Here is a 22,531-nt window from a genome sequence, read left to right on the forward strand (position 1 = left end):
TGCGGCGGTAGCTGTCTCCCTATATATTACTCGCTGTCTTTATAATCATCAATTTTTAACAGGGAGAAAAAAGTGGCTTCCGGCAACTCTTTTACTTCCCCAGGCTGTAAATCCCCCAGCAACAAATCCTCGATGGAAACCCGGATCAAACGCTGACAGCGATGATGCACCGCTCCCACCATTTTCCGGACCTGGTGAAATTTTCCTTCGGTCAGCGTAATCAGCAACCAGGTATGTGGGGCATTGATAGGTAATTCCCTCGGATGGGCGAATAGGCCGGCAGGGCGGTCTACGATCTCTATCCGGCAGGGTGTCGTAATATATTGCAGCGCCCCGGTGATCGGAATAGATACGCCTTCTTTGAGTCGTTGTAAGGTGGCCGGGGTCATTACCCCTTTTACCTTTACGAGATAGGTACGTTCATGCAGCGTTTTACCCTGGAACAACAGCCGCGTTACTTTCTTATTCGTCGTTAATATTAATAATCCTTCCGAATCATTATCCAGCCGTCCAATGGCATGTGTGCCTTCGGGGAAGTCAAAGTCCAGTTCCCCTAACAGCCGCACGTTGTGCGAGCTTACAAACTGCGACACCATGTCGAATGGCTTATTGATAATAAAGTATCGATCCAAAGTAAAAGAATAAAATCAGTATAATCAGTTTAAACCTGGTAAAGACGGAATCCGCCTATATCAACAGGATATCAATCCGGTGTGCCTGTACCAGTTGTTGCTGGTCGGACCAGGAAAACACCGTGAAGTAGCCATCCTGGGATGCTACCAATGCATGCGAATCGCGCTGATCGTGCACGAATTGTGCTGCGGAAAGATGCCGGGTACCACCAATGGCGGAAGGATGAATCAGGGTAGGCACGCCTCCTTCTATCGGTTCGGCCAGCATTACCTTGTCAACCGGCGCGGCATCCCTGGCCCGGGTAATTTTCGCGCCAAACGCCAGGAGCTCCTGCTGATCATTCACAATGGTGGCTCCATCTACCGCCGTCAGGCCGGTGATATTTTCTACTTCCCTGCGCAACGCATTCTGCCAGAAAATTTCTGTCACGCTTTTACCGTCATACCGCAACAGATCGGCCACGCCCGAAAAAGCAGGACTAATGGGATATTGTAACGGATGTATAATAGATTCCCGCCACGCCTCACTATTGGACGGGGTGACCAGCAAAATACCACCACGCTTATGCGCCCGCATGGATACGGCAATTTGTATCAACACGTTCACGCCGTTATTCCACAAACAGGAAGGCGTTAATCCCAATAATGATTTAAGGATATCCGGGGTATCCGGCAACAGGCCACTTTCTTCATTCACTACTTTTACCTGGTCGCCACGTAATACGGCTACATTGGTAAATTTCCCCAATCCCGCAGCACGGCGGTGTTTCACCACCAGCAATCCCGGTTCAGATACATCCAACACAAAACAGAGGTTAGGTAATTTGATGGTAGTTCCCCATACGTATAACTCCTCTCCTTCATACCAAACGCCTACGTGTATGCCCGGGCGTTCCACGCCCGGCCCCAGCTTGGTCAGTAATTGTGGTGTTAAGTACAGCGGCTTCTCAAATAACAGGGGCTTGCCTGCCTGAGACGGTGGCAAAAATGCCAGGGATATACGAATCGGGTTACCTTCTTCTTTGCGTAAGCTGGACCAGAATGCCACGTCAATCATTTTCTCTACCTGTCGCGCAGCAGGCACCACGGCCAGGTCATCTTCTCCATTTTCTTTTGCCAAACAAAGATGCTTCCTAAAATGGGCTTCTATTGTTCCGGCTACCTTAGCGGCAGCCTGGTAGGTCGCGTCATTAACTATTTCCATAATGCCAGGTTCACTTTTGGGTCCGGATTAAATTGCTAAATTAAGGCATTTTGGCCAACAGCATTTAGCAATTAGCGGTTAGCTTTTAGTAAATGCAGCGGAGACCAACAAACCATCTTATTCGCTGCATTTACTAAAAGCTAACCGCTAATTGCTAAATGCTAAAATAATATTACTCCCGGAGAATTTAAGACAAACAAGCAATGCGATAATGCCGTAATTTGCCTAAGCCGTAACCACAGATGGAATCCGCGTAACCACGTATGGAAGTTAATACCTATAATGAAAGGGAACTATTATTAAGTCTGGCAACAGGCAATGATGATGCCTTTGCCCCTATATTCCATCACTATCGTCACCGCATATACGCTATTGCTTTTCGCTTACTGGGAAGTGCTTCACAGGCGGAAGATACTGTACAGGACGTTTTCCTGAAAATGTGGCTGAAGCGGCAGGAGCTGCATGAAATCAGTCATTTTAAAGCATATCTTTTTACGGTTACCCGCAATCATATTTTTACAGCGCTGAAGTTACTGGCCCGTGAACAAATCATGGAGTCAGAACTCTCTGCTACCATGGTGCATAATATCCGGGAAGCAGCCATTATTCAAAAAGAATATGAACAGATTCTGCGGAATGCCATCGCGCAATTACCCCCACAACAGGAACTGATTTATAAATTAAGTAAAGAAGAAGGCCTGAAGAGAAATGAAATTGCAGACCGCCTGCAACTATCCCCGGAAACCATCAAAGTCCACCTGGCTAACGCGATGCGCTCTATCCGCGCATTCTGCATGGCACGTATGGACCTGAATACTTTCCTCATTTTAGTTTGCCTTTTCTGCTAAATCGAATTTTTTTTCTGCAGCACTAACCCATCCGCTTTTTTTTATAGTCTCCTCTATTAGCCACGTTGATTAAATCACTATTCATGACAGTATCCCGTTTAAGATACTTGTTCAGTCGCTATGCTTCCGGACAATGTACACCGGAAGAACAACAGGAGTTTATGCTCCTGGTAGAACAGGCAGAACATGACGAAGAACTAAAGCAGCTGCTGGATGAACTCCTGCTGGGTGGAGAGGACACCAGTACGATGCCGGATGATGTTGCCGCCAACATGCTGCAGCAAATCATGCAAACCACGCCCAGGCACGCCATGCCGGCTCCTGTACGAACAATGCCTGTCTGGAAACGGACCGCCATAGCGGCCAGCATCCTCGCTGCAATAGGTATCACCGGGTATAAACTTTATACCAAAAGCAGGGCAGGTAATCAACCAATGGCGGCCCGTCACGCCGCACCACCCAAAAATCAACATGCCAGGCTGGTACTGGGAGATAACTCCGTTATTGACCTGGAACAAAATGATACCAGCACAGTAGCCGTACAAACAGGCGTATCCGTAAACAGGCAAGGCAACCTGCTTTCCTATAATAGTAGTAATTCCATCCATCCCACTGTCAACACCATCTATACCAACAAAGGCGGTACCTACCAGGTGATATTACCGGATGGTACCAAAGCCTGGCTCAACGCCGCTTCATCCATTCGTTTCCCCACCGCTTTTAAAGACAGCACCCGCGAAGTAACCATACAGGGAGAAGTTTATTTTGAAATAGCCGCACAGGCCAACCAACCATTTCTTGTAAAAACCAACACCATGAAAATCGCGGTACTCGGTACCCACTTTAATGTAATGGCCTACGAAGAAGAAAATAATACCTGTACTTCTTTGCTGGAAGGCGCAGTGAACATTATCAGTGGCCCCTTGGTAAAACGCCTGCTGCCGGGGCAACAGGCACTTGTAAACAGGGAACATACGGACATCAACATCAGCAATGCGGATGTAAACAATGCCATAGCCTGGAAAGAAGGCCGGTTTGAGTTCAATGGTAACATCAAAGCAATCATGCGCGAACTGGCTCGCTGGTACGATATCCAGGTGAATTATGAAGGAAATATTACCGATAAAGCCTTTGCTGCCTCCTTTTCCAGGCAGGACAGCTTGCCGGACATACTACGACAATTAGAACTAACTGGGTCTATACATTTTAACATCGCCGGCAATACCGTTACTGTCGGTCCTTAAAAAACACCTACAATCGATCGTTATGTTATTATCAACCATCAACCAAAGTCAACGCTAGCTTAGTATTTGGTACTACATCCGGACATGTGAACGAAACTGACGACAAGTGCGTCCTGCCATTGTTATGGCTTCACGTCCCGGCATCCATTCATCTTATCAAACATTCATGATGCATTTTTTACGCAAACACCGTCCATTTAACCGGCGTGTGCCATCAAACCAAAAACTAATTCGCTGTATGAAACTCTTATTCGTATTGCTATTGTCCCTGGTGCTACAGGCTAACGCCAGCGGCTACGCGCAGGCCGTTACCCTGCATGTAAAATCAGCACCGCTAACGGAAGTATTCAAATCTATCCGTCAGCAAACGGGCTACGTATTTGTATTTGACCTGCAGGTCATGGAACATGCCAAACCGGTCAATTGCTCCCAGGACGGCGCTCCGCTGGAACGCGTACTGGAAGAGGTATTCAGGGATCAGCCCCTGGAGTATTCCATCGTTAAAAAAACAATCATCATCAAAAAGAAAACCGTTGCACCCGTGGCAACGGCGCCGGCGGTAGTCCGCATTAAAATAAAGGGACAGGTCACGGAAAGCAACGGGAATCCCGTGGTAGGCGTTACGGTAGTCAATAAAACCGGGCACTCCAACGCACTTTCCGACGACCTGGGGATCTTCACCATTGAAGCCAACTTCGGCGACAGCCTCCTCTTTACAATGGTGGGTATGCAACCACAAACAGTAGCCGTAAAAAATGATAAGCTCCTGAAAATAGTGATGCAGCCCAAAGTATCTGATGTAGGCGAAGTTGTGGTGGTAGCCTATGGTACCCAGAAAAAAACCAGTATGGTGAGTGCAGTGACCAGCATCAACCCCAAAGAGCTGAAAGGCCCTACCAGCAACCTTACCACCATGCTTGCCGGCCGGCTCTCTGGTGTTATCTCCTACCAACGCAGCGGTGAACCAGGAAGAGATAATGCCAGCTTTTTTATCCGGGGTATTACCACTTTTGGTACCGGTAAAGTAGATCCGCTGATCCTGATTGATGGCATGGAATCCAGCACCAATGACCTGGCACGCTTACAACCAGATGATATTGCCGGCTTTTCTATTTTGAAAGATGCCACCGCATCCTCCCTGTACGGCGCCAGGGGCGCTAACGGCGTAGTGTTGGTAACCACCAAATCAGGCGTGGAAGCAAAAACATCTTTCAACGTACGCTTCGAAAATTCGATTTCCAGCAATACCCGCAACTTTAAATTTGCAGACAACATCACCTACATGAACCTGGCCAACGAAGCGGTACTCACCCGGAACCCGCTACGCGATGTACAGTATTCACAAAGCAAAATAGATCATACCGCTGCCGGCGATGACCCACTGCTATATCCCAACAACGACTGGATAAAGCTGCTCATTAAAGACTACACCATTAACCAGCGCACCAACTTCAACCTGAAAGGCGGTGGAAAAGTAGCGCAGTTTTATGTAGCAGGTACTTATAATGTAGACAATGGTATATTGAACATAGACAGGAAAAACAATTTTAACTCTAACATCAAATTAAAAAATTACTCGCTCCGTTCCAACGTTAATATAAACCTTACCCCCACCACTACCGCCATTGTACGTACCTACGGCCAGTTCGACGAATACAACGGCCCTGTGGGCGGCGGCGGTTCCTTATTTTCACAAACTATCTGGGCCAACCCGGTAATGTTCCCTGCGGTATATCCTGCCAGTTACGCACCGGAATTGAAACATCCGTTGTTTGGTAACGCCGTAAAACCAGGATATCCCAGTATGCCCGGCAGTGGCGGCAACCTCTATAATAATCCTTATGCCAACTCCGTTTCCGGCTACTCCCAATATAATACCTCTACCCTGCTGGTACAGGCAGAACTAAAACAGGATTTTAAATTCCTGCTACCGGGACTGAGCGCCAGGATGATGGCCTACACCGAACGTTACTCATATTTTGATGTAAGCCGTCAGTACAGCCCCTATTTCTATACCATAAAATCAGGGCAGTACGATAAAATACCTCAACTGACTTCGCTCAATACCAACGGTACGGAATATCTCAGTTATAACCCCGGCGGCAAATTTATGATGACGACGACCTACATGGAAACCGCCGTGAACTATAACCAGGAGTTTAATAAGGTACATAGTGTTTCCGGTATGCTCATCGGCTTATTCCGGAACTACCTCACGGCAAATGCGGGCTCGCTGCAGTCGTCGCTCCCCCACCGCAACCAGGGCGTTTCCGGTAGGTTCACTTATGGTTACGACAACCGCTACCTGGCTGAATTTAACTTCGGCTACAATGGCTCAGAAAGATTTGCCAGCAATCACCGCTTCGGATTCTTCCCCTCTGCAGGTATCGCATGGAATGTGCAGGAAGAAAAATTCTTTGAGCCGTTGAAGCACAGTATCGACAAACTGAAGCTCAGAGCAACTTACGGCATCGTAGGTAATGACCAGATCGGTAATGACAACGATCGTTTCTTCTACCTCTCCGAAGTAAATATGAATGATGGCAACAAAGGTGGCTTCTTCGGAGAAAGAGGAGAATACTACCGCAATGGGATTTCTGTTAGCCGTTACGAAAACCGTGAAATCACCTGGGAAAAATCCTATAAAACCAACCTTGGCCTTGAATTGGGTTTGTTCAACGCCCTGAATATGCAACTGGACGTTTACCAGGAACACCGTAAAAATATCCTGATGACCCGTAGCACTATTCCCAGCACCATGGGACTTAGTGCGGCAACACAGGCAAACGTAGGCGAAGCCTCCGGCAAAGGTGTGGATCTCGCCATCGACTATACGAAAAGTTTTCGCAACAATGCGTTCATACAATTCCGTGGTAATTTCACTTACGCCACCAGCAAACTACTGGTCAACGAAGAACCCATCTATCCCGAAGCTTACCGCTCACATGTGGGGCAATCACTTTCCCAGAACTATGGTTACATCGCAGAACGTTTGTTTGTAGATGACCAGGAAGTAGCTAACTCCGCTTATCAGAACTGGGGACAGGTAGTGATGGGCGGCGATATCAAATACCATGATGTGAATGGTGATGGTCAGATTAACAGCGCTGATATGGTACCCATAGGATTACCCACGACACCGGAAATTACTTACGGATTCGGATTTTCTTTTGGTTACAAACAGGTAGACCTTAGCTTCTTCTTCCAGGGCTCTGCCAGATCTTCTTTCTGGATAGATTCCTACAGCACCTCTCCATTTGTATTGAATGGCGGCGGTCAGCATGGCTTGTTACAGTCTATTGCAGATGACCACTGGAGCGAAAGCAACCGGAATCTTTATGCTTTCTGGCCACGTCTCAGTGATTATTTCGTAGCCAACAACAACCAGAGTTCTACCTGGTGGATGCGTAGCGGCAACTTCCTGCGATTGAAATCGGTGGAGATGGGATACACATTCCCTAAACATTTGCTGGAACGTGTACGCATCAGTACCGCACGTATTTATGCCAACGCCTCCAACCTGTTTGTACTGAGCAAATTTAAAACCTGGGATCCTGAAATGGGTGGCAACGGCCTTGGATATCCTGTGCAACGTGTAATAAATCTGGGCATTAACCTGGGGCTTTGATTCATCGTTTAATTGTGCAAAATGAAACATACCAATTCTACCATATATACCCGCTCCTTTCGCCAAAAAGTAGTGCGTATATTATTATGTGTACTGCTGATACAGGTAACTGCCTGTAAAAAATTCCTGGATGTGGTGCCAGACAATATCGCCACTATCGATAACGCATTTACTATGCGCGCAGAAGCAGAAAAATACCTTTTTACCTGCTATTCCTATCTTCCAAAAACCGCCGACTTCGGCTCCAATCCTGCCCTGCTGGCCGGTGACGAATTTTGGATGGTACGTCCCTACAGCACCAGTGAAGCCCCCTGGCAAATTGCACAGGGCTTCCTGAGCGCCAATGTGATCTATATGTCCAACTGGGGCTATTACTTCATGGGACTCCGCGACTGTAATATCTTCCTCGACAATATTAATAAAGTGGTAGATATGCGTCAACCGGAAAAAGACCGCTGGATTGCCGAAGTAAAGTTTCTCAAAGCGTATTACCATTGGGTACTGCTTCGCCAGTATGGGCCAACTCCTATTATGGATCATAACCTGCCTATTTCCAGCCCCATAGAACAAACACAGGTACCACGCCTGCACGTGGATACCGTATTCAATTATATTTCCCGCTTACTGGACACCGCTGCCGCCGGCTTACCCGAAATCATCGCCGACAGATCCACTGAGCTGGGACGTATCACCAAACCCATTGCGCTTTCTATCAAAGCACGTATCCTCGTTTATGCAGCCAGTCCGCTGTTCAATGGCAACCCGGATTATACCGGCTTTAAAAATTACGATGGTAGCGCCCTGTTCAGTCCTGCATATGATCCCAACAAATGGAAAATAGCCGCCGATGCCTGTAAAGCCGCCATCACCGAATGCGAGAATATGGGTATGCTGTTATATACTTTCAATGAACTGGGGGTAACGCTTTCTGATACCATGACCCGGCAAATGTCGCTCCGCAACGCAGTTTGTGAAGAATGGAACCCCGAAATTATCTGGGATAATCCCAATTCGATGAACTACGACCTGCAACGGCAAATGATGCCCCGCCTGGATCCCGCCCGCATTGGCAACGAATCAGTAGTAGGCAGCGTTGCACCTACCATGAAAATGGCAGAATTGTTTTATACCGACAAAGGCGTGCCTATCAGTGAAGACAACACCTGGGACTATGCCAACCGCACCAAGCTGAGAACTGCCACCAAAGCGGAGGGAGAACTCATTATGGAAGGCTACACCACCGCATCCCTGCACTTCAACCGCGAACCACGCTTCTATGCCGACCTCGCATTTGATGGCTCCATGTGGGCCATGCAGAAAAAAGTGTTTCACATTGAATCGAAAGCCGGCCAATGGCAAACCAGGAAAAATATTTACGATAACAACGTAACCGGCTACTTCTGTAAAAAACTGATCAACTGGAAAAATGAAATCCTGGAAGGACAAGGCTTGTATATTAAACAATACAGCTGGCCCGAAATGCGCTTGTCAGACCTCTACCTACTCTACGCAGAAGCGATCAACGAACAAAATGGCCCCGATCCGGAAGCCTTTAAATACATCGATAAAGTAAGGGAACGCGCAGGATTGCCCGGTGTAAAAACTGCCTGGACCACCTATTCCAAACAACCCGCAAAATTCCAAACCAAAGAAGGACTGCGGCAAATCATCCACCAGGAAAGACTCATAGAACTGGCTTTCGAAGGCTCCCGCTTCTGGGACCTGCGCCGCTGGAAAAAAAGTATGGATGAACTGAACAAACCCGTTACCGGATGGGATGTAGACCAGTCCGATGCGGCCTTCTACTACCGTGTCAGAACATTGTTCCGTCAAACATTCCAGACCCGCAATTATTTCTGGCCCCTCGACAACTGGGACCTGCTAAATAATCCCAAGCTGGTGCAAAACTTTGGATGGTAACATTTCCCGCTTACTTAAACACCGACAACATGAAACCGTATAATTTTTTCACGTTACTCACTGCTGCCCTGCTCCTGCTGGTAGCCGCCTGTCAGAAAGAAACACATTCCCCCATCAATACCACCGGCGATAAACCGGATATCCTGAAAAACCTGAATGTGACCAATATGGCCGGTTCAGCAAAAATCAGCTACAGCCTGCCAGATAATAAGGATATCCTTTACGTAAAAGCAGTATATACCATCAAATCAGGGACGCGACGCGAAATAAGATCCTCTTACTATAATAACTACCTCGTTGTAGATGGCTTTGGCGATTCACTTGCCCATGAGATCTCGCTATACGTGGTAAGCCGCAATGAAATTGCCTCCGAGCCGGTAGTGGCTACCGTAAAACCACTGTCGCCGCCCATGATCACCGTGCGCAATTCATTAATCATCAAAGAAGATTTTGGAGGTATTAATATCGCCTTCACCAACAATACAAAAGCTGACCTGGCCATCGTTACCCTCGCCACTGATTCCAGTGGCGCATTGGCACCTGCCGACGTGCATTACACCAAACTCGAAGGCGGCAATTATTCCGTGAGAGGCTTTCCGGCCGTGAAAAGAAAGTTCGGCTTTTTTGTCAGAGACCACTGGGGCAATCAGTCTGATACCATCCTGCAGGATATTGTACCCATCTTTGAAAAGCTGCTCGACAAAGCTACTTTCCGGGAAGTAAAACTACCGGGAGATACAGACTTTGGCTGGGGTTACCCTATCTCCGGTTTATGGAACGGTACCATGTGGCACTCTGCCGATAAACTCGATGGCTTCCCAATGTCCATCACCTTTGACCTGGGCATTACCGCACAACTGAGTCGCATTGCCTTATGGCAACGCCCCAATGAATGGATTTACCTGCAAAACAACGTACGCAAATTTGAAATATGGGGCTCCACCAACCCAGCCTCCGATGGCAGCTGGGATAGCTGGACCAGGTTAGTAGAACATACCGTTATCAAACCTTCCGGGTTACCAGTAGGACAAAAAACCCAGGATGACATAGATGCCAGTATCGCCGGCGAACAAATGACAGTACCGCTGAACGCCCCACGGGTAAGGTATATACGCATTAAAATTCTGCGTACCTGGACCGATGGAGGATATGCAGCTAATATCCAGGAAATGAAATTCTGGGGTAACGACAAATGATGATCATCTACCTAAAAAAATTTTATGCGTACATTAAGCTATATCATAGGCTGCTTGCTACTATTGTCAGCTTGCCGCAAACAAGACGACTATAAAAAATTTATTACGAAAGGAGAGATCTTGTACACCGGTAAAGCTGACTCCCTGCAGGTGCACCCGGGGCGCAACCGGGTAGAACTTTCCTGGCTGCTCATCGCAGACCCGAAAGTAAGCCGGTCAAAAATCTACTGGAATAACCGGAGAGACTCTGCCACCATCGATATTAAACGAACCTCTGGTGTGGATACCATCCGCTTCGTCATCGAAAACCTCGAAGAAAGAGCTTACAGCTTTGAAGTATACAACTTCGATAAAGATGGTAACATCTCTGTAAGAACAGAAGCGAATGGTTTCGTATATGGTCCTTTATATGAAGATGCATTACTCAACAGGGCCTTCGGTAATGTGGAAATGAAAGACGGACGTGCGGTGATACCCTGGGTAAACATCGACACCACTGGCGGTATCATTGCGATGCAGTTGCAATACAGTACCAGCGACCAGGTACTACACGATACCATTATTCACGCTGAAGCAGAAGTACAGGTTACTAAACTGGAGAACTACCTTTCCGGCAGCAACTTCCGCTATCGCACCCTGTACCTGCCCGATCCTTTGTCGATCGATACCTTTTACACCCCATTCGCTACCGCCGGTGTGAAAGAAGATCTGACAGCGAAGTATATTGTCAATCCCGGCGCCCCCTTTATCAGGGACGCTGTAAACATGCCCAGCGGACGTTTCGGACAACTACAGGGATGGCAGTATAACAGTGAAGCCGGCAGAAATGGTACCTACGATAATATAAACGGACCAGGTATGCTGACACTCTGGATCTGGGATAACGGCACCATCACCAATGGCAAAATATACCAAACGTTTACCCTACAACCCGGCGACTACCGCTTTGAGGCAGATATTTCCAATATCGACAACACCCTCGAAAATACATTCCTGGTAGTAGCAGCGGGCAATCAACTGCCGGATGTGGAACAAATGAATACCGCACTGGGATCCGCAAAACTCACTAATAACAACAACAAATATGCGTCTGCCGGATTCAGTTTAACCGCTCCAACCACCGTTACCGTTGGGTTCACAGGGACTTTAAAATCTCCTGCAGAACAAACACTGCGCGTCAACAAAGTACTATTGATCAAAGATAAATAACGACAAATGCTAAAGAAACAATTACTGATGGCGGCACTGATAGCCAGTCCGTTCTTCTCCGTACAGGCACAGGAATTAAAACGGATAGGCACAGAAACAGCCGCACAGAAAGAACAACGCATGGCCTGGTGGACACACGACCGCTTCGGTATGTTTATCCACTGGGGCTTGTATGCCATGCCCGCCAGACATGAATGGGTAAAGCACAATGAGCGACTTACCAACGAACAATATCAAAATTATTTCGACCTGTTTAATCCCACCCAATTCGATCCAAAAACCTGGGCCAAACAAGCCAAAGCCGCCGGTATGAAGTACGCCGTACTCACCACCAAACACCACGAAGGCTTCTGCTTATTTGACTCAAAATACACCGACTACAAAGCCACTAATACCCTGGCCAAACGTGACCTGGTAAAGGAATTTGTAGACGCCTTCCGGGCAGAAGGTATTAAAGTAGGTTTCTACTACTCGCTGATCGACTGGCATCACCCGGACTTTACCATCGACTACGTGCATCCGCAGCGCCCGGCTGATAACTCCGATAGCGCCTATGCCCGCCTGAATGCCGGCAGGGATATGAACAAATACCGTCAGTACCTGCGTGACCAGATTAAAGAACTGCTCACCCGCTACGGCAAAATCGATATCCTGTGGCTCGACTTCTCCTATGCCGGCAAAAACGGTAAAGGCAAAGACGACTGGGCAGCGGTAGACCTCCTGAAAATGATCCGTAAACTTCAACCCGGTATCATCGTAGACAACCGCCTCAACCTTGAAGAATATGAAGATGGCGCCGACTTCCTCACCCCTGAACAGGTGAAAGTAGACGAGCTCGAAAAATTCCGGGGTAAAACATGGGAAACCTGCCAGACCTTCTCCGGCTCCTGGGGCTACTACCGCGATGAAAATACCTGGAAAAGCACGCACGAACTGCTGCAACTGCTGATCGGCTCCGTAAGTCGTGGTGGTAACCTGATCCTTAACGTAGGTCCCACTGCCCGCGGCGTATTTGATGCCCGCGCCCAAAATGCCCTCGGTAACATCGGCGACTGGATGAAAGGCAACAGCGAATCTATCTACGGCTGCACCTATGCACCGGAATCATTTGCTGTTCCGCAAAATTCCATGCTCACCTACAATCCCACTACCAAAAGATTGTACGTACACCTGCTGGAATACAATAACAAGGTTATACTGCCCGGATACAAAGGCAAAGTAAAATATGCCCAGCTTCTGCACGACAACTCCGAAGTGAAGTTTACCGCCGATGGCGATAACCTCGCCTTATCACTCCCCGAGAAAAAACCAGCCATGGAAATTCCGGTGATTGAACTGGTGCTTCAATAGCAGAAAGCAGAAAGCGGAAAGCAAAAAGCTATTTCAGCGAGTGATCAAAGCGACTAAATATCCGCATATGATCACTCGCTGAAATAGCTTTTTGCTTTCCGCTTTCCGCTTTCCGCTTTCCGCTTTCCGCTTTCTGCTTTCTGCTCACCCAAGAGCAACTTTTTCCGCTGCCCGTTGTTTAGTTGCTAAAAGCCATTATGAAAGCAGCACCAGGCATCCGGGTAAAAGTAACCACTGATGGTCCCTACGAAGTAAGCGGCACCGTCCCTTTACGGTTAGAAACCATAGGCACCAACGTACATAAGGAATCGCAGAAATGGATACCTGGCAAAGCCTTTACCCCTGGAGAACAACCCTTTTACCTTTGCCGCTGCGGCCACTCCAAAAACAAACCCTTCTGCGACAATACCCATCGGAAAATACATTTTGATGGCACCGAAACTGCCGGGCATACCAACTATATTGATGATGCCGAAGTGCTGGAAGGCCCCACCATGCTACTCACAGATGTACAACACCTCTGTGCGTTTGCCCGCTTCTGCGACCCCAACGGACAGGTATGGAATATGGTCAACGATACCGATCATCCTTCCATCAAAGCACAATTTATTAAGCAGGTAGGCGAATGCCCTTCCGGTCGCCTGGTAGCCTGGGACCGGGCCACACAAACACCTGTAGAACCGGAGCTGAAACCAACCATCGGTATTATAGAAGACCCCGCCAAAGATGTCAGCGGGCCACTATGGTTGCAGGGAGGCATTGAAGTAGTAGACGCAGAAGACGTACCGTATGAAATACGTAACCGCGTTACTTTATGCCGCTGCGGCGCCTCCGCCAACAAACCCTTCTGCGATGGCTCACATGCGGCGATCGGGTTCAAAGATGGGATTGAACCGTAATTCGTAATTTGTAATTCGTAATTCTACACTATATTTAGCCCTAAATCCCGATAAGTTCCTTTATGAAAAAACTTATTTTCACCACCTGCATCGCAGCGACGATGCTATGCGGTGCTGCCAACGTCAACGCACAAACGCGCAGCTTATTCAACTTCAAAGACCTTAGCGGCTGGCATATTGATGTTCCTGCCATGGACAAAGATCCTAACGTTAAAAGCCCTTTCCTGGTGCGGAATGGCGTATTCGTTAGCCTGGCCAGTCCACAAGGCCATATCATTACAGATGCCAGCTATGAAAACTACCGCCTGGAAGTACAATACCGCTTCCCCGGCAAACCCGGCAACTGCGGCGTATTGGTATTTGCCTCTACTCCCCGCGTACTGTACGGCATGTTCCCCAAATCCATAGAGGTACAAATGCAACACCAGGATGCCGGCGATTTCTGGTGTATCGGTGAAGACATCACCGTACCCGACATGGAAAAACGTCGTGGTCCTAAAAGTGAATGGGGTGCGGTAGACGGTAAAAAACGCCGCATCATCAATCTCACCGATGGCTCAGAAAAACCGCTGGGCGAATGGAATACCATGATCATAGAATGCGTAGGCAATGCCATCAAAGTATGGGTCAACGGCGACCTCGTTAACTATGGCACCCAGGCTACTGCCCACAAAGGCCAGATTGCCCTGCAGGCAGAAGGCTCAGAAGTAGAGTTCCGCAAAGTAGACCTCACCCCTATTAAAGCATTTTCAGCCAAAGGACATTAATATGAAATCACCGGAAGCCTGCGAAAACATGCAGGATATACGCACCGAAATTGATGCGATTGATCACGAAGTAGTACAATTGCTGGGCAAACGCTTTAATTATGTAAAAGCCGCGGCGGCCTTCAAAACCAGTGCCACCGCGGTACAGGCGCCGGAACGGTTCAAAGCCATGCTGGAACAAAGAAGAATATGGGCAGCGGAAGTGGGATTAAACCCCGATGCCATTGAGAAAATGTACAGCGATCTTGTCAAACATTTTATTGAAGAAGAAATGCAACACTGGCGCGCCAAACAATAGCGCCTATTTTTGTGCACGCCTTTCTGCCTTCTCTTTTGCCTGCTGCGCTTTTCTTTCCCGCTTGGCCTGCTTTCTGAAGTAGCCACGGAAAAGGAAATTATTCCTGATCGCCAGCATATTGGTATCCAGCTTTTCTGTGCTGGTTTCCAGGTTATAAATAGTCGCTTTAAATGCATCCGCCAGCAATGTGTCCTGTAGCAACATGCCTATAGGCGCATTGCTGTTGGACATGCCTTCTTTCACACCCGCACTGGCGGCCTGCAAATCCAGTACGGCTTTGTTGGCATTGCCCGTCACTTGGTTCATCTGCGACACGGCGGAGCGTAATTGGGAGAATACCATCGTGTCTGTAACCAGCTCATTCGAGAGCACACCCTTGGTTTGCAGTTTGGAAGCATAGGCCGACAATGCACTGGTTAAACGGCGGGTATTGGCCACCGCATTGTTTAAACCTGCCATAGAAGCATTCAGGTTTTTGTAAACAGAATCGTCGGTCAGCAGTTTACCCAAAGTTCCCTTTCCATCTACCATCCCCTTGGTAATCACTTTGAGGTTGTCCGTTATTTCTACCAGGCTTTTATTATTGACCTGTAACGTATTCATGATTTCTTCTGTGCTCAACCCGCTGCCTACCGTGAGCTGGTCGCCGTCTTCAATCCGCGGCATATTGGCTGTACCACCGGATAACATCACTATTTTATTGCCCATCAACCCCTCGGAACTGATACGGGCTACCACATCTTTATGAATAAATTCCTGTGCACTCTGGTCGATGTTCATCAACACCAGGATTTCATTGGCCCGCACAAAACTGATTTTCTTGACGGTCCCTATTTTCACACCGGAATACAGGATATTCCGGCCAACAGCCAAGCCGTTCACATCTTTGAACAGGGCGTTTACCTGCACGGATTTATTAAATAACTTCTGTTGTTTGCCCAGCATCATAACGGCCGTTACAAAAATCGCCAGCCCCAACACCACAAAAATGCCTACAATCACTGCGCGTTTCTTTCCTGCTTCCATAGCTTATTGTATAAAGTTATAGTCGTAAAAACTTTTTATCAATCCATCTTTCTCTGTAAAAACCTCCTCAAAAGTACCCTCCCGGATAAACCGGCCTTCATCCATCACGGCTACCCGGTCGCCTACTTCTTTGGCGCAGGTAAGGTCGTGCGTGATGATAATGGAACTGGTGTTGAACCGCTCTTTCACCGCAACGATCAACTTATTCAATTCCATACAGGTAATAGGGTCCAACCCGGCGGTAGGCTCATCGTATAACATAATTTCCGGCCGCAAAATCAGCGTGCGGCCAATCCCAATGCGTTTCTTTTGACCACCGGATAATTCAGACGGGTACTGATTAATAGTATCCGGCAACCCGATGGCATCCAGCACCACGTCGATCGTTTTCCGGATCTGGTCCCGTGTCAGGCTGCGGTTATTTCGCTTCAGGGGAAACGCCAGGTTTTCGCCAACGGTCATGCTATCATACAGCGCACTGCTTTGAAAAGAGAATCCTACTTTCAGTCGCAATGCCCGCAGATCCGCATCCCTGAGCTGATCCACTTCTTCCCCCAATACATTAACAGTACCGGCATCGGGCCTTAATAACCCAATGATAATTTTAATCAATACAGATTTCCCGGTACCGGAACGACCTAGTACCACCACGTTTTCTCCTTTAAATACATCAAGGTTAATGCCCTGTAATACATGTTTATCGCCGAACGACTTATACAGATCACGTATTTTGATCACTGTTTCATTCTTATCGATATGGTGTTCATTTTCTTTCATATACTACCGGATAGAATTAAACACGTGAACAATAATAACTTCTTCAATAAAAATCAGGAACATGGACACAATCACAGATACGTTGGCCGCTTTACCTACGCCCATCGTGCCCTGAGAGGCGTTCCATCCCTGGTAACAGCTTACAATACCAATGGTAAATCCATATAAAATTGATTTGGTAAGGGCGGTGGTATAATCCAGGAAAGTGATCTGTGCAAAAGCGTTGTCAAAAAAAGAAATAAGGCTGGTTTGTTCATGTGCATGTACATCAAAATAAGACCCCATGCACCCAATCAGGGCGTTGTAGAACATGAGCAACGGTAAACAGATGGTCATTGCCGTTACCCGGGTAACAATAAGATAACGGAAAGGATTAATGGCAGATACCTCCATGGCATCTATCTGTTCCGTTACTTTCATAGAGCCTAACTCAGCGCCAATGCTGGATCCTACCTTACCGGCGCAAATCAGGGCGGCAATCAGTGGCGCCAGCGCCCTTACTACTGCAATAGCCACCAAGGAAGGCAGCCAGGCAGTTACTCCGAATTCAGATAATGTGGGCCGCGATTGTTCTGTAAACACCACACCGGTAATAAAACCGGTGACCGTGACCAGTGCCAGCGATTTATATCCCACCTGGTAACATTGCCGTACAAATTCTCCCCATTCTACCGGAGGACGAAATGCCTCCCGGAAGAATCGGGCTATAAAGACGGATACATTATAGAAGGTGATAAAAAACCCATCAATTTTAGCGGTGATAACCGGCTTATCCTGTTTTTCGTTGGTAGAATTCATCTGTATGTAAATGCTTACACACTAATTACAATTCTATGCCGCTTTTGTTAACGATGGCGATGAATATGTTGGCGCCCGCCAGGAAAGGGAATTTGCTTTTTACCGCCATCCATCACACCCCGGGCGCTGAGGATGCCAATGCCCACTCCGGTACATTCCTTCCACAGCAGGCGGGTATAACGGTTACAGCACTACGCGGATACCACCAAAATAGTTCCTGCCGGGAGCCGGGTTATAAAAACGGTTCCCTACTGCATTCAGGTCGTTGCCCAGGCTGTATTTTACATCCAGCAGGTTATCGGCACCTGCCCTTAAATACACCGCATAGCGGGTATGCAACGACAGTTTCCAGTTCACATTGGCCTGTAGCAGGTGATAGCTGCCGGCAAAAGTGCTGTTGGCATCATCCAGTGGAATGCGGCTGGTAAAGGTATGTTGGGTATATAGGGAGATGCCTGCCGGGAATTGCCATAACACACTGCTTACCAGCAGGTGTTGTGGTACCCCGGTGAGGCGGTTACCGGAATAGTTTTTCGTACCACTGATATAATCATGGAATGTAAAATCGCTGAACGTATATCCCTCCTGCCATTTGATACCCCGCAATACCCCGCTGCTCCGTGGCGACAAGATCCACCACATCCCCTGCAACTCGATTCCCTTCTGATGAACGCCGCCGGCGTTCACAAAATAATCTTCTCCCTGCGCATTCTGCCGCTTTACAATGGCGTTTTGCATCCGGTAGTAAAAGAATGCAGCATCCACCGTGGCCCTGCCCCAGCGGGTGGCGGCACGTATGCCGGTTTCATAGTTCCAGCCCGTTTCCGGTTGCAGCCCGGTATTAATAACGTTGTCGGATGCACGTACTTCAGCAGTAGCTGGCGGCGAATAGCCCCTGCTTACGGTGATACGTCCTGTTACCAGTGGCGTGAATTCATACGACACAGACAGCCGTGGCATCAGCTGCGGGGTGAAACGAATATTCGTGTGACCCTGGCTGTTATAGCTATAGCCATAATAATTCAAACTGGCGGCGGCTTCCAGCGTAAACTGCCGGAGCGTAGCATGAAAGCGGGTAAAGAAAAAGTACTGGTGCGCGGTGAGTTTATCGGCTGCCATCACGGTATCTCGTTTTCCGCCCCGGTTACCATAATTGATAACGTCGGTGCTGGTTTGCTGCCATTCCGCACCATTCAGCCATTTCCATTGTATGCCTTGTTGCCGTGCGGGGTCATTGATCCATTGCAGGTAGGTGCGGAAGCCGGCCGTATTTTCATCTCTTGCTTCATAATTGGTAATGAAAGGATTCTCAAAATGGGTATTGGCGCCAAATGCGGATAGCACGTGTTGCCACCGGGGGGTGAATTGTGCTTCATGTACCAGTCCGCCCTGGAAGGTGCGGTTGTAAATCCCTGCCTGTTGGCTAATAGCGCCGGGTAAAGCAGGTGTTGCCGGGCGGGCAGCCCGCGGATTTGCTTCGCTTTGTGCAAGCGTTAATCCGCCGGGTGTGCGGTACGACAAGTCCGAATAAAAGGCCAGCAATTTCAGGGCGTAACCAGGTTGGTATTCCCATCGTTGGGTGGTTTGGGTATACGATCTTTTCATAGCAGTATTCTGGCGGTAGCCATCTGCCCGTTGGTATCCCTGGAAAACCTGTAACTGGTAATGCTTCCATTGTTGCTGCCAGGCCAGGCTGCCATGAAACAGGCCAAAGCTGCCTCCCTGCAGGTTCACTTGCAGATGGGCCGTATCATTGGGTACGGGCGCCAGGTCCAGGCGCACCACGCCGCCGGAGTTAGCGCCAAACAGGCTGCCATCCGGCCCTTTCAATATTTCTGCCTGGCCGATGACGTCCGGGTCAATAAGATTCAAATAAGTATTGCCGCCGGCGTCCGTCAGCGGAATGTCGCCGGCATATATTTTAATATTACGGATCCCAAAAGGCGAACGCAGTAAACTACCCCTGATGGATAAACGATAACTCCCCGGCGATCTTTCCTCCATGCGTATACCCGGCACCGTGTTGAAAGCCGGCAGCAGTGAAGCACCCTGCTGTAGCTGCATATCAGCCGGCGACAACACACTCACGGCGGTGGGTACACGCTGCAGGGGCGTTTTTGATAAATACGATTGAATCACTACCTCTGGTAACTGTTGTAGCGTGTCCTGCGCGTGCAGGTGGTTTGTCATAAAACAACTGGTGAATAAAATGGCTGCCGGTAAAATTCTCATGCGCATATCTGGATAAATTCTTGTGCCACGCTGGCCAGCGTGGCAACGGGCATAAGATAAAAATATTTCTGCGAATGATACCGGTATTTGTGTGGAGTGTACTAGCTCATTGTTTTGGTGGTAATTCTCACCTGGTGGGTATTAAATACCTGGGAAAATGGGGGAACACTTTTAGTAATAAATACGCTGCCGCCAATAATGCTGCCTTTGCCAATGGTAGTATTCCCGCCAAGAATGGTGCTGCGCGCGTATATAATCACATCATCTTCCACTGTGGGATGCCTTTTTACCTCCGACAATTCCTTGGTTACCTGCAACGCGCCCAGCGTTACGCCCTGGTAAATCACGACGTTGGCCCCAATGATGCTGGTAGCACCGATAACAATGCCGGTGCCATGGTCTATAATAAATGGTACATCTATCTGTGCATTGGGGTGAATGTCGATGCCCGTTTTACCGTGCGCGTACTCGCTGATAATCCGGGGCAGTACGGGTACCAGGAGCTGCGTTAACCGGTGCGCAATGCGGTATACGGTGATCGCATAAAAGCCGGGATACGACACAATGACCTCATTCACACTGGTAGCGGCGGGATCATATTCATGAATTTTGGTGGCATCATGCCGGAGATGCTGATAAATGGTTCCCAACGAGTTATAAAAGGCGTTTGCAATATCTTCTATAGGTACCTCCTGCGGATCCAGGTAACTGAGCAGGATGTTTTCCAGGTCTATCTGGTTCTTTTTGAGGATGCCCTGGTAAGAGGTTTGTTTGGGAAGATGATTTCCGGGAAAGAGGAAACTCACCAGGTCATTCAACCAGGCAATGGCGTCTTGCGCCGCAGGGGTAGCCTCCCACTCGGCATGATGGGTTTGGCGTAGTAAATTGATAAGCGATTGTGTATGACGACTATCCAAAACACTTGATTTAACAGTAAGATATGAATAATCTACTAAATTAGTAGGATAATGTTTCCGGAGATAAAAAAAATTGAATGCAGCCGTATAGGAATGCCTTAATTTCGCAGGTATATCACTGGAAATCATGAAAAATCTACTGCTTCTTTTTGGATGCCTGTTAGGTACTACGGCTACTTTTGCACAGGATCCCCAACCACCCATGCAGCATACCCATCTTACCGGGAATGTATATACGTCAGTATCGTATGGAGAATATAAAGGCGCCTGGGTGCCTGCCAACGGAATATATATTGTAACAGGCAAGGGCATTATATTAATTAATACCCCCTGGAGTGAAGACCAGACCCGGCAACTGGTGGATACCCTGGAACAACAGTATCATCAAAAAATCACGCATTGCATTGTGACGCATTTTCATGCCGATTGCACGGCCGGTTTGGATATATTAAAAGAGATGGGCGTGAAAACATACAGCACCCAACAAACACAGGATCTTTGTAAAGCACGGAACGAAAAAGCCGCCGCGTATGTATTCCGCAAGGATACTGTTTTCAATATCCACGGTGTCAAACTGCAAACCTACTACCCCGGTGAAGGACATACGAAAGACAACATCGTGATCTGGCTGCCACAATCAAAAGTTTTATATGGCGGCTGCTTTGTGAAAAGCCTGGATGCTACCAATATGGGCTTCCTCGGCGATGGCAATGTACAGGCGTACCCGGCCTCCCTGCAACGGCTGAAAGGCAAATTTCCTCATCCGGCCTTCCTGATTCCTGGTCATGAAGGATGGAAAGGTGGCATTGAACAAGTGAATCACTCCCTGGAACTACTGAAAAAATAACGGCTAACGGATACGGATAATCGCACTATCTGTGATGCCCATATTATTAATTTGTACCATGATCTTCCCTGGCTTTATTTTCCGGATGAAGCCAGGGAAATGGGTAGTATCCGGTGTTTCCGGCACGGCGTAATCCGATACCGGAAAACGATACAACTCTTCCCAGCGGTGATGCCGCCAGGTCACAAGATGACAGGTGTTGAGGTTAGACCAATCGGCCCAATCTGAGATATACGATACTTCATCGATGCCATCTCCATTTAAATCACCTTCGTTTTTCAACCAGGATAACCCAAATACCAGTTCCCTGCCTGTATGCAACGTATCGATATTGGAGTTGCTGCAACTCACAAACGAATAAGGTAACTGATGATCGTTTAGCCATACCTGTAAGTCGTAGTCAATGTCCTTATAATACTTATTCGTTTCCCGGCCGTCAATGCCACTGAAAAGGTGTTCGGTCAATGTATCCGGATGTCCATCTCCATCAAAATCACCATACAATATAAAGCGGTGCCCCATCACGGGAGTAAGACAGCTATCCATGACCGGATCATGATGTACTGTTTCAGCCTGCACCAGGGTATCTTTGGTATTATGTTTTATGGAATGGCGCAGGTGGCAGGCAAACAGCAGGGGAAATCCGGCTAACAAGAAAAATCGCAAACATTTCATACAGGTACAGTGATCGTTAAAGATAGCCATTGCTGTTATATCAGGTGCTCACACTTTTCAGCCA

General features: G+C 48.0%; 19 protein-coding genes. 11 read left to right on the plus strand and 8 right to left on the minus strand.

Going from position 1 to position 22,531, the window contains the following annotated elements; all coding sequences use genetic code 11:
• Positions 1-26 precede the first annotated feature (26 nt).
• Together AC5ZC7_RS14635 and AC5ZC7_RS14640 are read right to left on the minus strand one after the other, a co-directional pair.
• A complete protein-coding gene (locus AC5ZC7_RS14635) occupies positions 27-632 on the minus strand; it encodes a pseudouridine synthase (RefSeq protein WP_496162370.1) in 606 nt (201 codons plus the stop codon).
• Positions 633-687: 55 nt separating this feature from the next.
• The gene (locus AC5ZC7_RS14640) at positions 688-1,836 is read right to left on the minus strand and encodes a putative sensor domain DACNV-containing protein (protein ID WP_496162369.1); all 1,149 of its coding nucleotides are present in this window, start codon (positions 1,834-1,836) and stop codon (positions 688-690) included.
• Positions 1,837-2,099: 263 nt separating this feature from the next.
• Between AC5ZC7_RS14640 and AC5ZC7_RS14645 the strand changes: the two genes are divergently transcribed.
• The 10 genes from AC5ZC7_RS14645 to AC5ZC7_RS14690 all read left to right on the plus strand — a co-directional run bounded on the left by AC5ZC7_RS14645 (position 2,100) and on the right by AC5ZC7_RS14690 (position 15,195).
• A complete protein-coding gene (locus AC5ZC7_RS14645) occupies positions 2,100-2,684 on the plus strand; it encodes an RNA polymerase sigma-70 factor (RefSeq protein WP_496162368.1) in 585 nt (194 codons plus the stop codon).
• Between the two features lie 83 nt (positions 2,685-2,767).
• Complete coding sequence (locus AC5ZC7_RS14650; protein WP_496162367.1) at positions 2,768-3,928, plus strand: FecR domain-containing protein; 1,161 nt, start codon at positions 2,768-2,770, stop codon at positions 3,926-3,928.
• A 238-nt stretch (positions 3,929-4,166) separates the two neighbouring features.
• Positions 4,167-7,556 (plus strand): SusC/RagA family TonB-linked outer membrane protein, encoded by a 3,390-nt coding sequence (locus tag AC5ZC7_RS14655; RefSeq protein WP_496162366.1) that lies wholly within the window; start codon positions 4,167-4,169, stop codon positions 7,554-7,556.
• 21 nt (positions 7,557-7,577) lie between these two features.
• Entirely contained in the window at positions 7,578-9,476 is a 1,899-nt protein-coding gene (locus AC5ZC7_RS14660) for a RagB/SusD family nutrient uptake outer membrane protein (RefSeq protein WP_496162365.1), read from the plus strand.
• Between the two features lie 29 nt (positions 9,477-9,505).
• Positions 9,506-10,672 (plus strand): DUF5000 domain-containing lipoprotein, encoded by a 1,167-nt coding sequence (locus tag AC5ZC7_RS14665; RefSeq protein ID WP_496162364.1) that lies wholly within the window; start codon positions 9,506-9,508, stop codon positions 10,670-10,672.
• A 24-nt stretch (positions 10,673-10,696) separates the two neighbouring features.
• A complete protein-coding gene (locus tag AC5ZC7_RS14670) occupies positions 10,697-11,881 on the plus strand; it encodes a DUF4998 domain-containing protein (RefSeq protein WP_496162363.1) in 1,185 nt (394 codons plus the stop codon).
• A gap of 6 nt (positions 11,882-11,887) precedes the next feature.
• Positions 11,888-13,231 (plus strand): alpha-L-fucosidase, encoded by a 1,344-nt coding sequence (locus tag AC5ZC7_RS14675; protein ID WP_496162362.1) that lies wholly within the window; start codon positions 11,888-11,890, stop codon positions 13,229-13,231.
• Between the two features lie 197 nt (positions 13,232-13,428).
• Complete coding sequence (locus tag AC5ZC7_RS14680; RefSeq protein WP_496162361.1) at positions 13,429-14,130, plus strand: CDGSH iron-sulfur domain-containing protein; 702 nt, start codon at positions 13,429-13,431, stop codon at positions 14,128-14,130.
• A gap of 62 nt (positions 14,131-14,192) precedes the next feature.
• Positions 14,193-14,897, plus strand: a complete 705-nt coding sequence (locus AC5ZC7_RS14685; RefSeq protein ID WP_496162360.1) for a 3-keto-alpha-glucoside-1,2-lyase-like domain-containing protein — start codon at positions 14,193-14,195, stop codon at positions 14,895-14,897.
• A gap of 1 nt (position 14,898) precedes the next feature.
• Positions 14,899-15,195, plus strand: a complete 297-nt coding sequence (locus tag AC5ZC7_RS14690) for an isochorismate lyase (RefSeq protein ID WP_496162359.1) — start codon at positions 14,899-14,901, stop codon at positions 15,193-15,195.
• Between the two features lie 3 nt (positions 15,196-15,198).
• Here the strand turns inward: AC5ZC7_RS14690 and AC5ZC7_RS14695 are convergent, their stop codons facing one another.
• The 5 genes from AC5ZC7_RS14695 to AC5ZC7_RS14715 form a co-directional block, all read right to left on the minus strand.
• The gene (locus AC5ZC7_RS14695) at positions 15,199-16,221 is read right to left on the minus strand and encodes an MlaD family protein (protein ID WP_496162358.1); all 1,023 of its coding nucleotides are present in this window, start codon (positions 16,219-16,221) and stop codon (positions 15,199-15,201) included.
• Positions 16,222-16,224: 3 nt separating this feature from the next.
• Complete coding sequence (locus AC5ZC7_RS14700) at positions 16,225-16,998, minus strand: ATP-binding cassette domain-containing protein (RefSeq protein WP_496162357.1); 774 nt, start codon at positions 16,996-16,998, stop codon at positions 16,225-16,227.
• A 3-nt stretch (positions 16,999-17,001) separates the two neighbouring features.
• Complete coding sequence (locus tag AC5ZC7_RS14705; protein ID WP_496162356.1) at positions 17,002-17,796, minus strand: ABC transporter permease; 795 nt, start codon at positions 17,794-17,796, stop codon at positions 17,002-17,004.
• A gap of 183 nt (positions 17,797-17,979) precedes the next feature.
• The gene (locus AC5ZC7_RS14710) at positions 17,980-20,034 is read right to left on the minus strand and encodes a TonB-dependent receptor (protein ID WP_511911565.1); all 2,055 of its coding nucleotides are present in this window, start codon (positions 20,032-20,034) and stop codon (positions 17,980-17,982) included.
• A 95-nt stretch (positions 20,035-20,129) separates the two neighbouring features.
• The gene (locus tag AC5ZC7_RS14715) at positions 20,130-20,945 is read right to left on the minus strand and encodes a serine O-acetyltransferase (protein WP_496162354.1); all 816 of its coding nucleotides are present in this window, start codon (positions 20,943-20,945) and stop codon (positions 20,130-20,132) included.
• A gap of 127 nt (positions 20,946-21,072) precedes the next feature.
• Between AC5ZC7_RS14715 and bla the strand changes: the two genes are divergently transcribed.
• Complete coding sequence (gene bla / locus AC5ZC7_RS14720) at positions 21,073-21,792, plus strand: subclass B1 metallo-beta-lactamase (protein WP_496162353.1); 720 nt, start codon at positions 21,073-21,075, stop codon at positions 21,790-21,792.
• Positions 21,793-21,795: 3 nt separating this feature from the next.
• Here bla and AC5ZC7_RS14725 read toward each other — a convergent pair whose 3' ends face one another.
• Positions 21,796-22,467 (minus strand): hypothetical protein, encoded by a 672-nt coding sequence (locus AC5ZC7_RS14725; protein ID WP_496162352.1) that lies wholly within the window; start codon positions 22,465-22,467, stop codon positions 21,796-21,798.
• Positions 22,468-22,531: the final 64 nt, after the last annotated feature.

The sequence above is a fragment of the Chitinophaga sp. 9-1-y genome, assembly GCF_059511905.2.

Coding starts and splice junctions, on each gene's coding strand:
- AC5ZC7_RS14640 (WP_496162369.1), bottom strand. CDS start 1,836: ATGGAAATAGTTAATGACGCGACCTACCAGGCTGCCGCTAAGGTAGCC.
- AC5ZC7_RS14645 (WP_496162368.1), top strand. CDS start 2,100: ATGGAAGTTAATACCTATAATGAAAGGGAACTATTATTAAGTCTGGCA.
- AC5ZC7_RS14650 (WP_496162367.1), top strand. CDS start 2,768: ATGACAGTATCCCGTTTAAGATACTTGTTCAGTCGCTATGCTTCCGGA.
- AC5ZC7_RS14655 (WP_496162366.1), top strand. CDS start 4,167: ATGAAACTCTTATTCGTATTGCTATTGTCCCTGGTGCTACAGGCTAAC.
- AC5ZC7_RS14660 (WP_496162365.1), top strand. CDS start 7,578: ATGAAACATACCAATTCTACCATATATACCCGCTCCTTTCGCCAAAAA.
- AC5ZC7_RS14665 (WP_496162364.1), top strand. CDS start 9,506: ATGAAACCGTATAATTTTTTCACGTTACTCACTGCTGCCCTGCTCCTG.
- AC5ZC7_RS14670 (WP_496162363.1), top strand. CDS start 10,697: ATGCGTACATTAAGCTATATCATAGGCTGCTTGCTACTATTGTCAGCT.
- AC5ZC7_RS14675 (WP_496162362.1), top strand. CDS start 11,888: ATGCTAAAGAAACAATTACTGATGGCGGCACTGATAGCCAGTCCGTTC.
- AC5ZC7_RS14680 (WP_496162361.1), top strand. CDS start 13,429: ATGAAAGCAGCACCAGGCATCCGGGTAAAAGTAACCACTGATGGTCCC.
- AC5ZC7_RS14685 (WP_496162360.1), top strand. CDS start 14,193: ATGAAAAAACTTATTTTCACCACCTGCATCGCAGCGACGATGCTATGC.
- AC5ZC7_RS14690 (WP_496162359.1), top strand. CDS start 14,899: ATGAAATCACCGGAAGCCTGCGAAAACATGCAGGATATACGCACCGAA.
- AC5ZC7_RS14695 (WP_496162358.1), bottom strand. CDS start 16,221: ATGGAAGCAGGAAAGAAACGCGCAGTGATTGTAGGCATTTTTGTGGTG.
- AC5ZC7_RS14700 (WP_496162357.1), bottom strand. CDS start 16,998: ATGAAAGAAAATGAACACCATATCGATAAGAATGAAACAGTGATCAAA.
- AC5ZC7_RS14705 (WP_496162356.1), bottom strand. CDS start 17,796: ATGAATTCTACCAACGAAAAACAGGATAAGCCGGTTATCACCGCTAAA.
- AC5ZC7_RS14710 (WP_511911565.1), bottom strand. CDS start 20,034: ATGCGCATGAGAATTTTACCGGCAGCCATTTTATTCACCAGTTGTTTT.
- bla (WP_496162353.1), top strand. CDS start 21,073: ATGAAAAATCTACTGCTTCTTTTTGGATGCCTGTTAGGTACTACGGCT.
- AC5ZC7_RS14725 (WP_496162352.1), bottom strand. CDS start 22,467: ATGAAATGTTTGCGATTTTTCTTGTTAGCCGGATTTCCCCTGCTGTTT.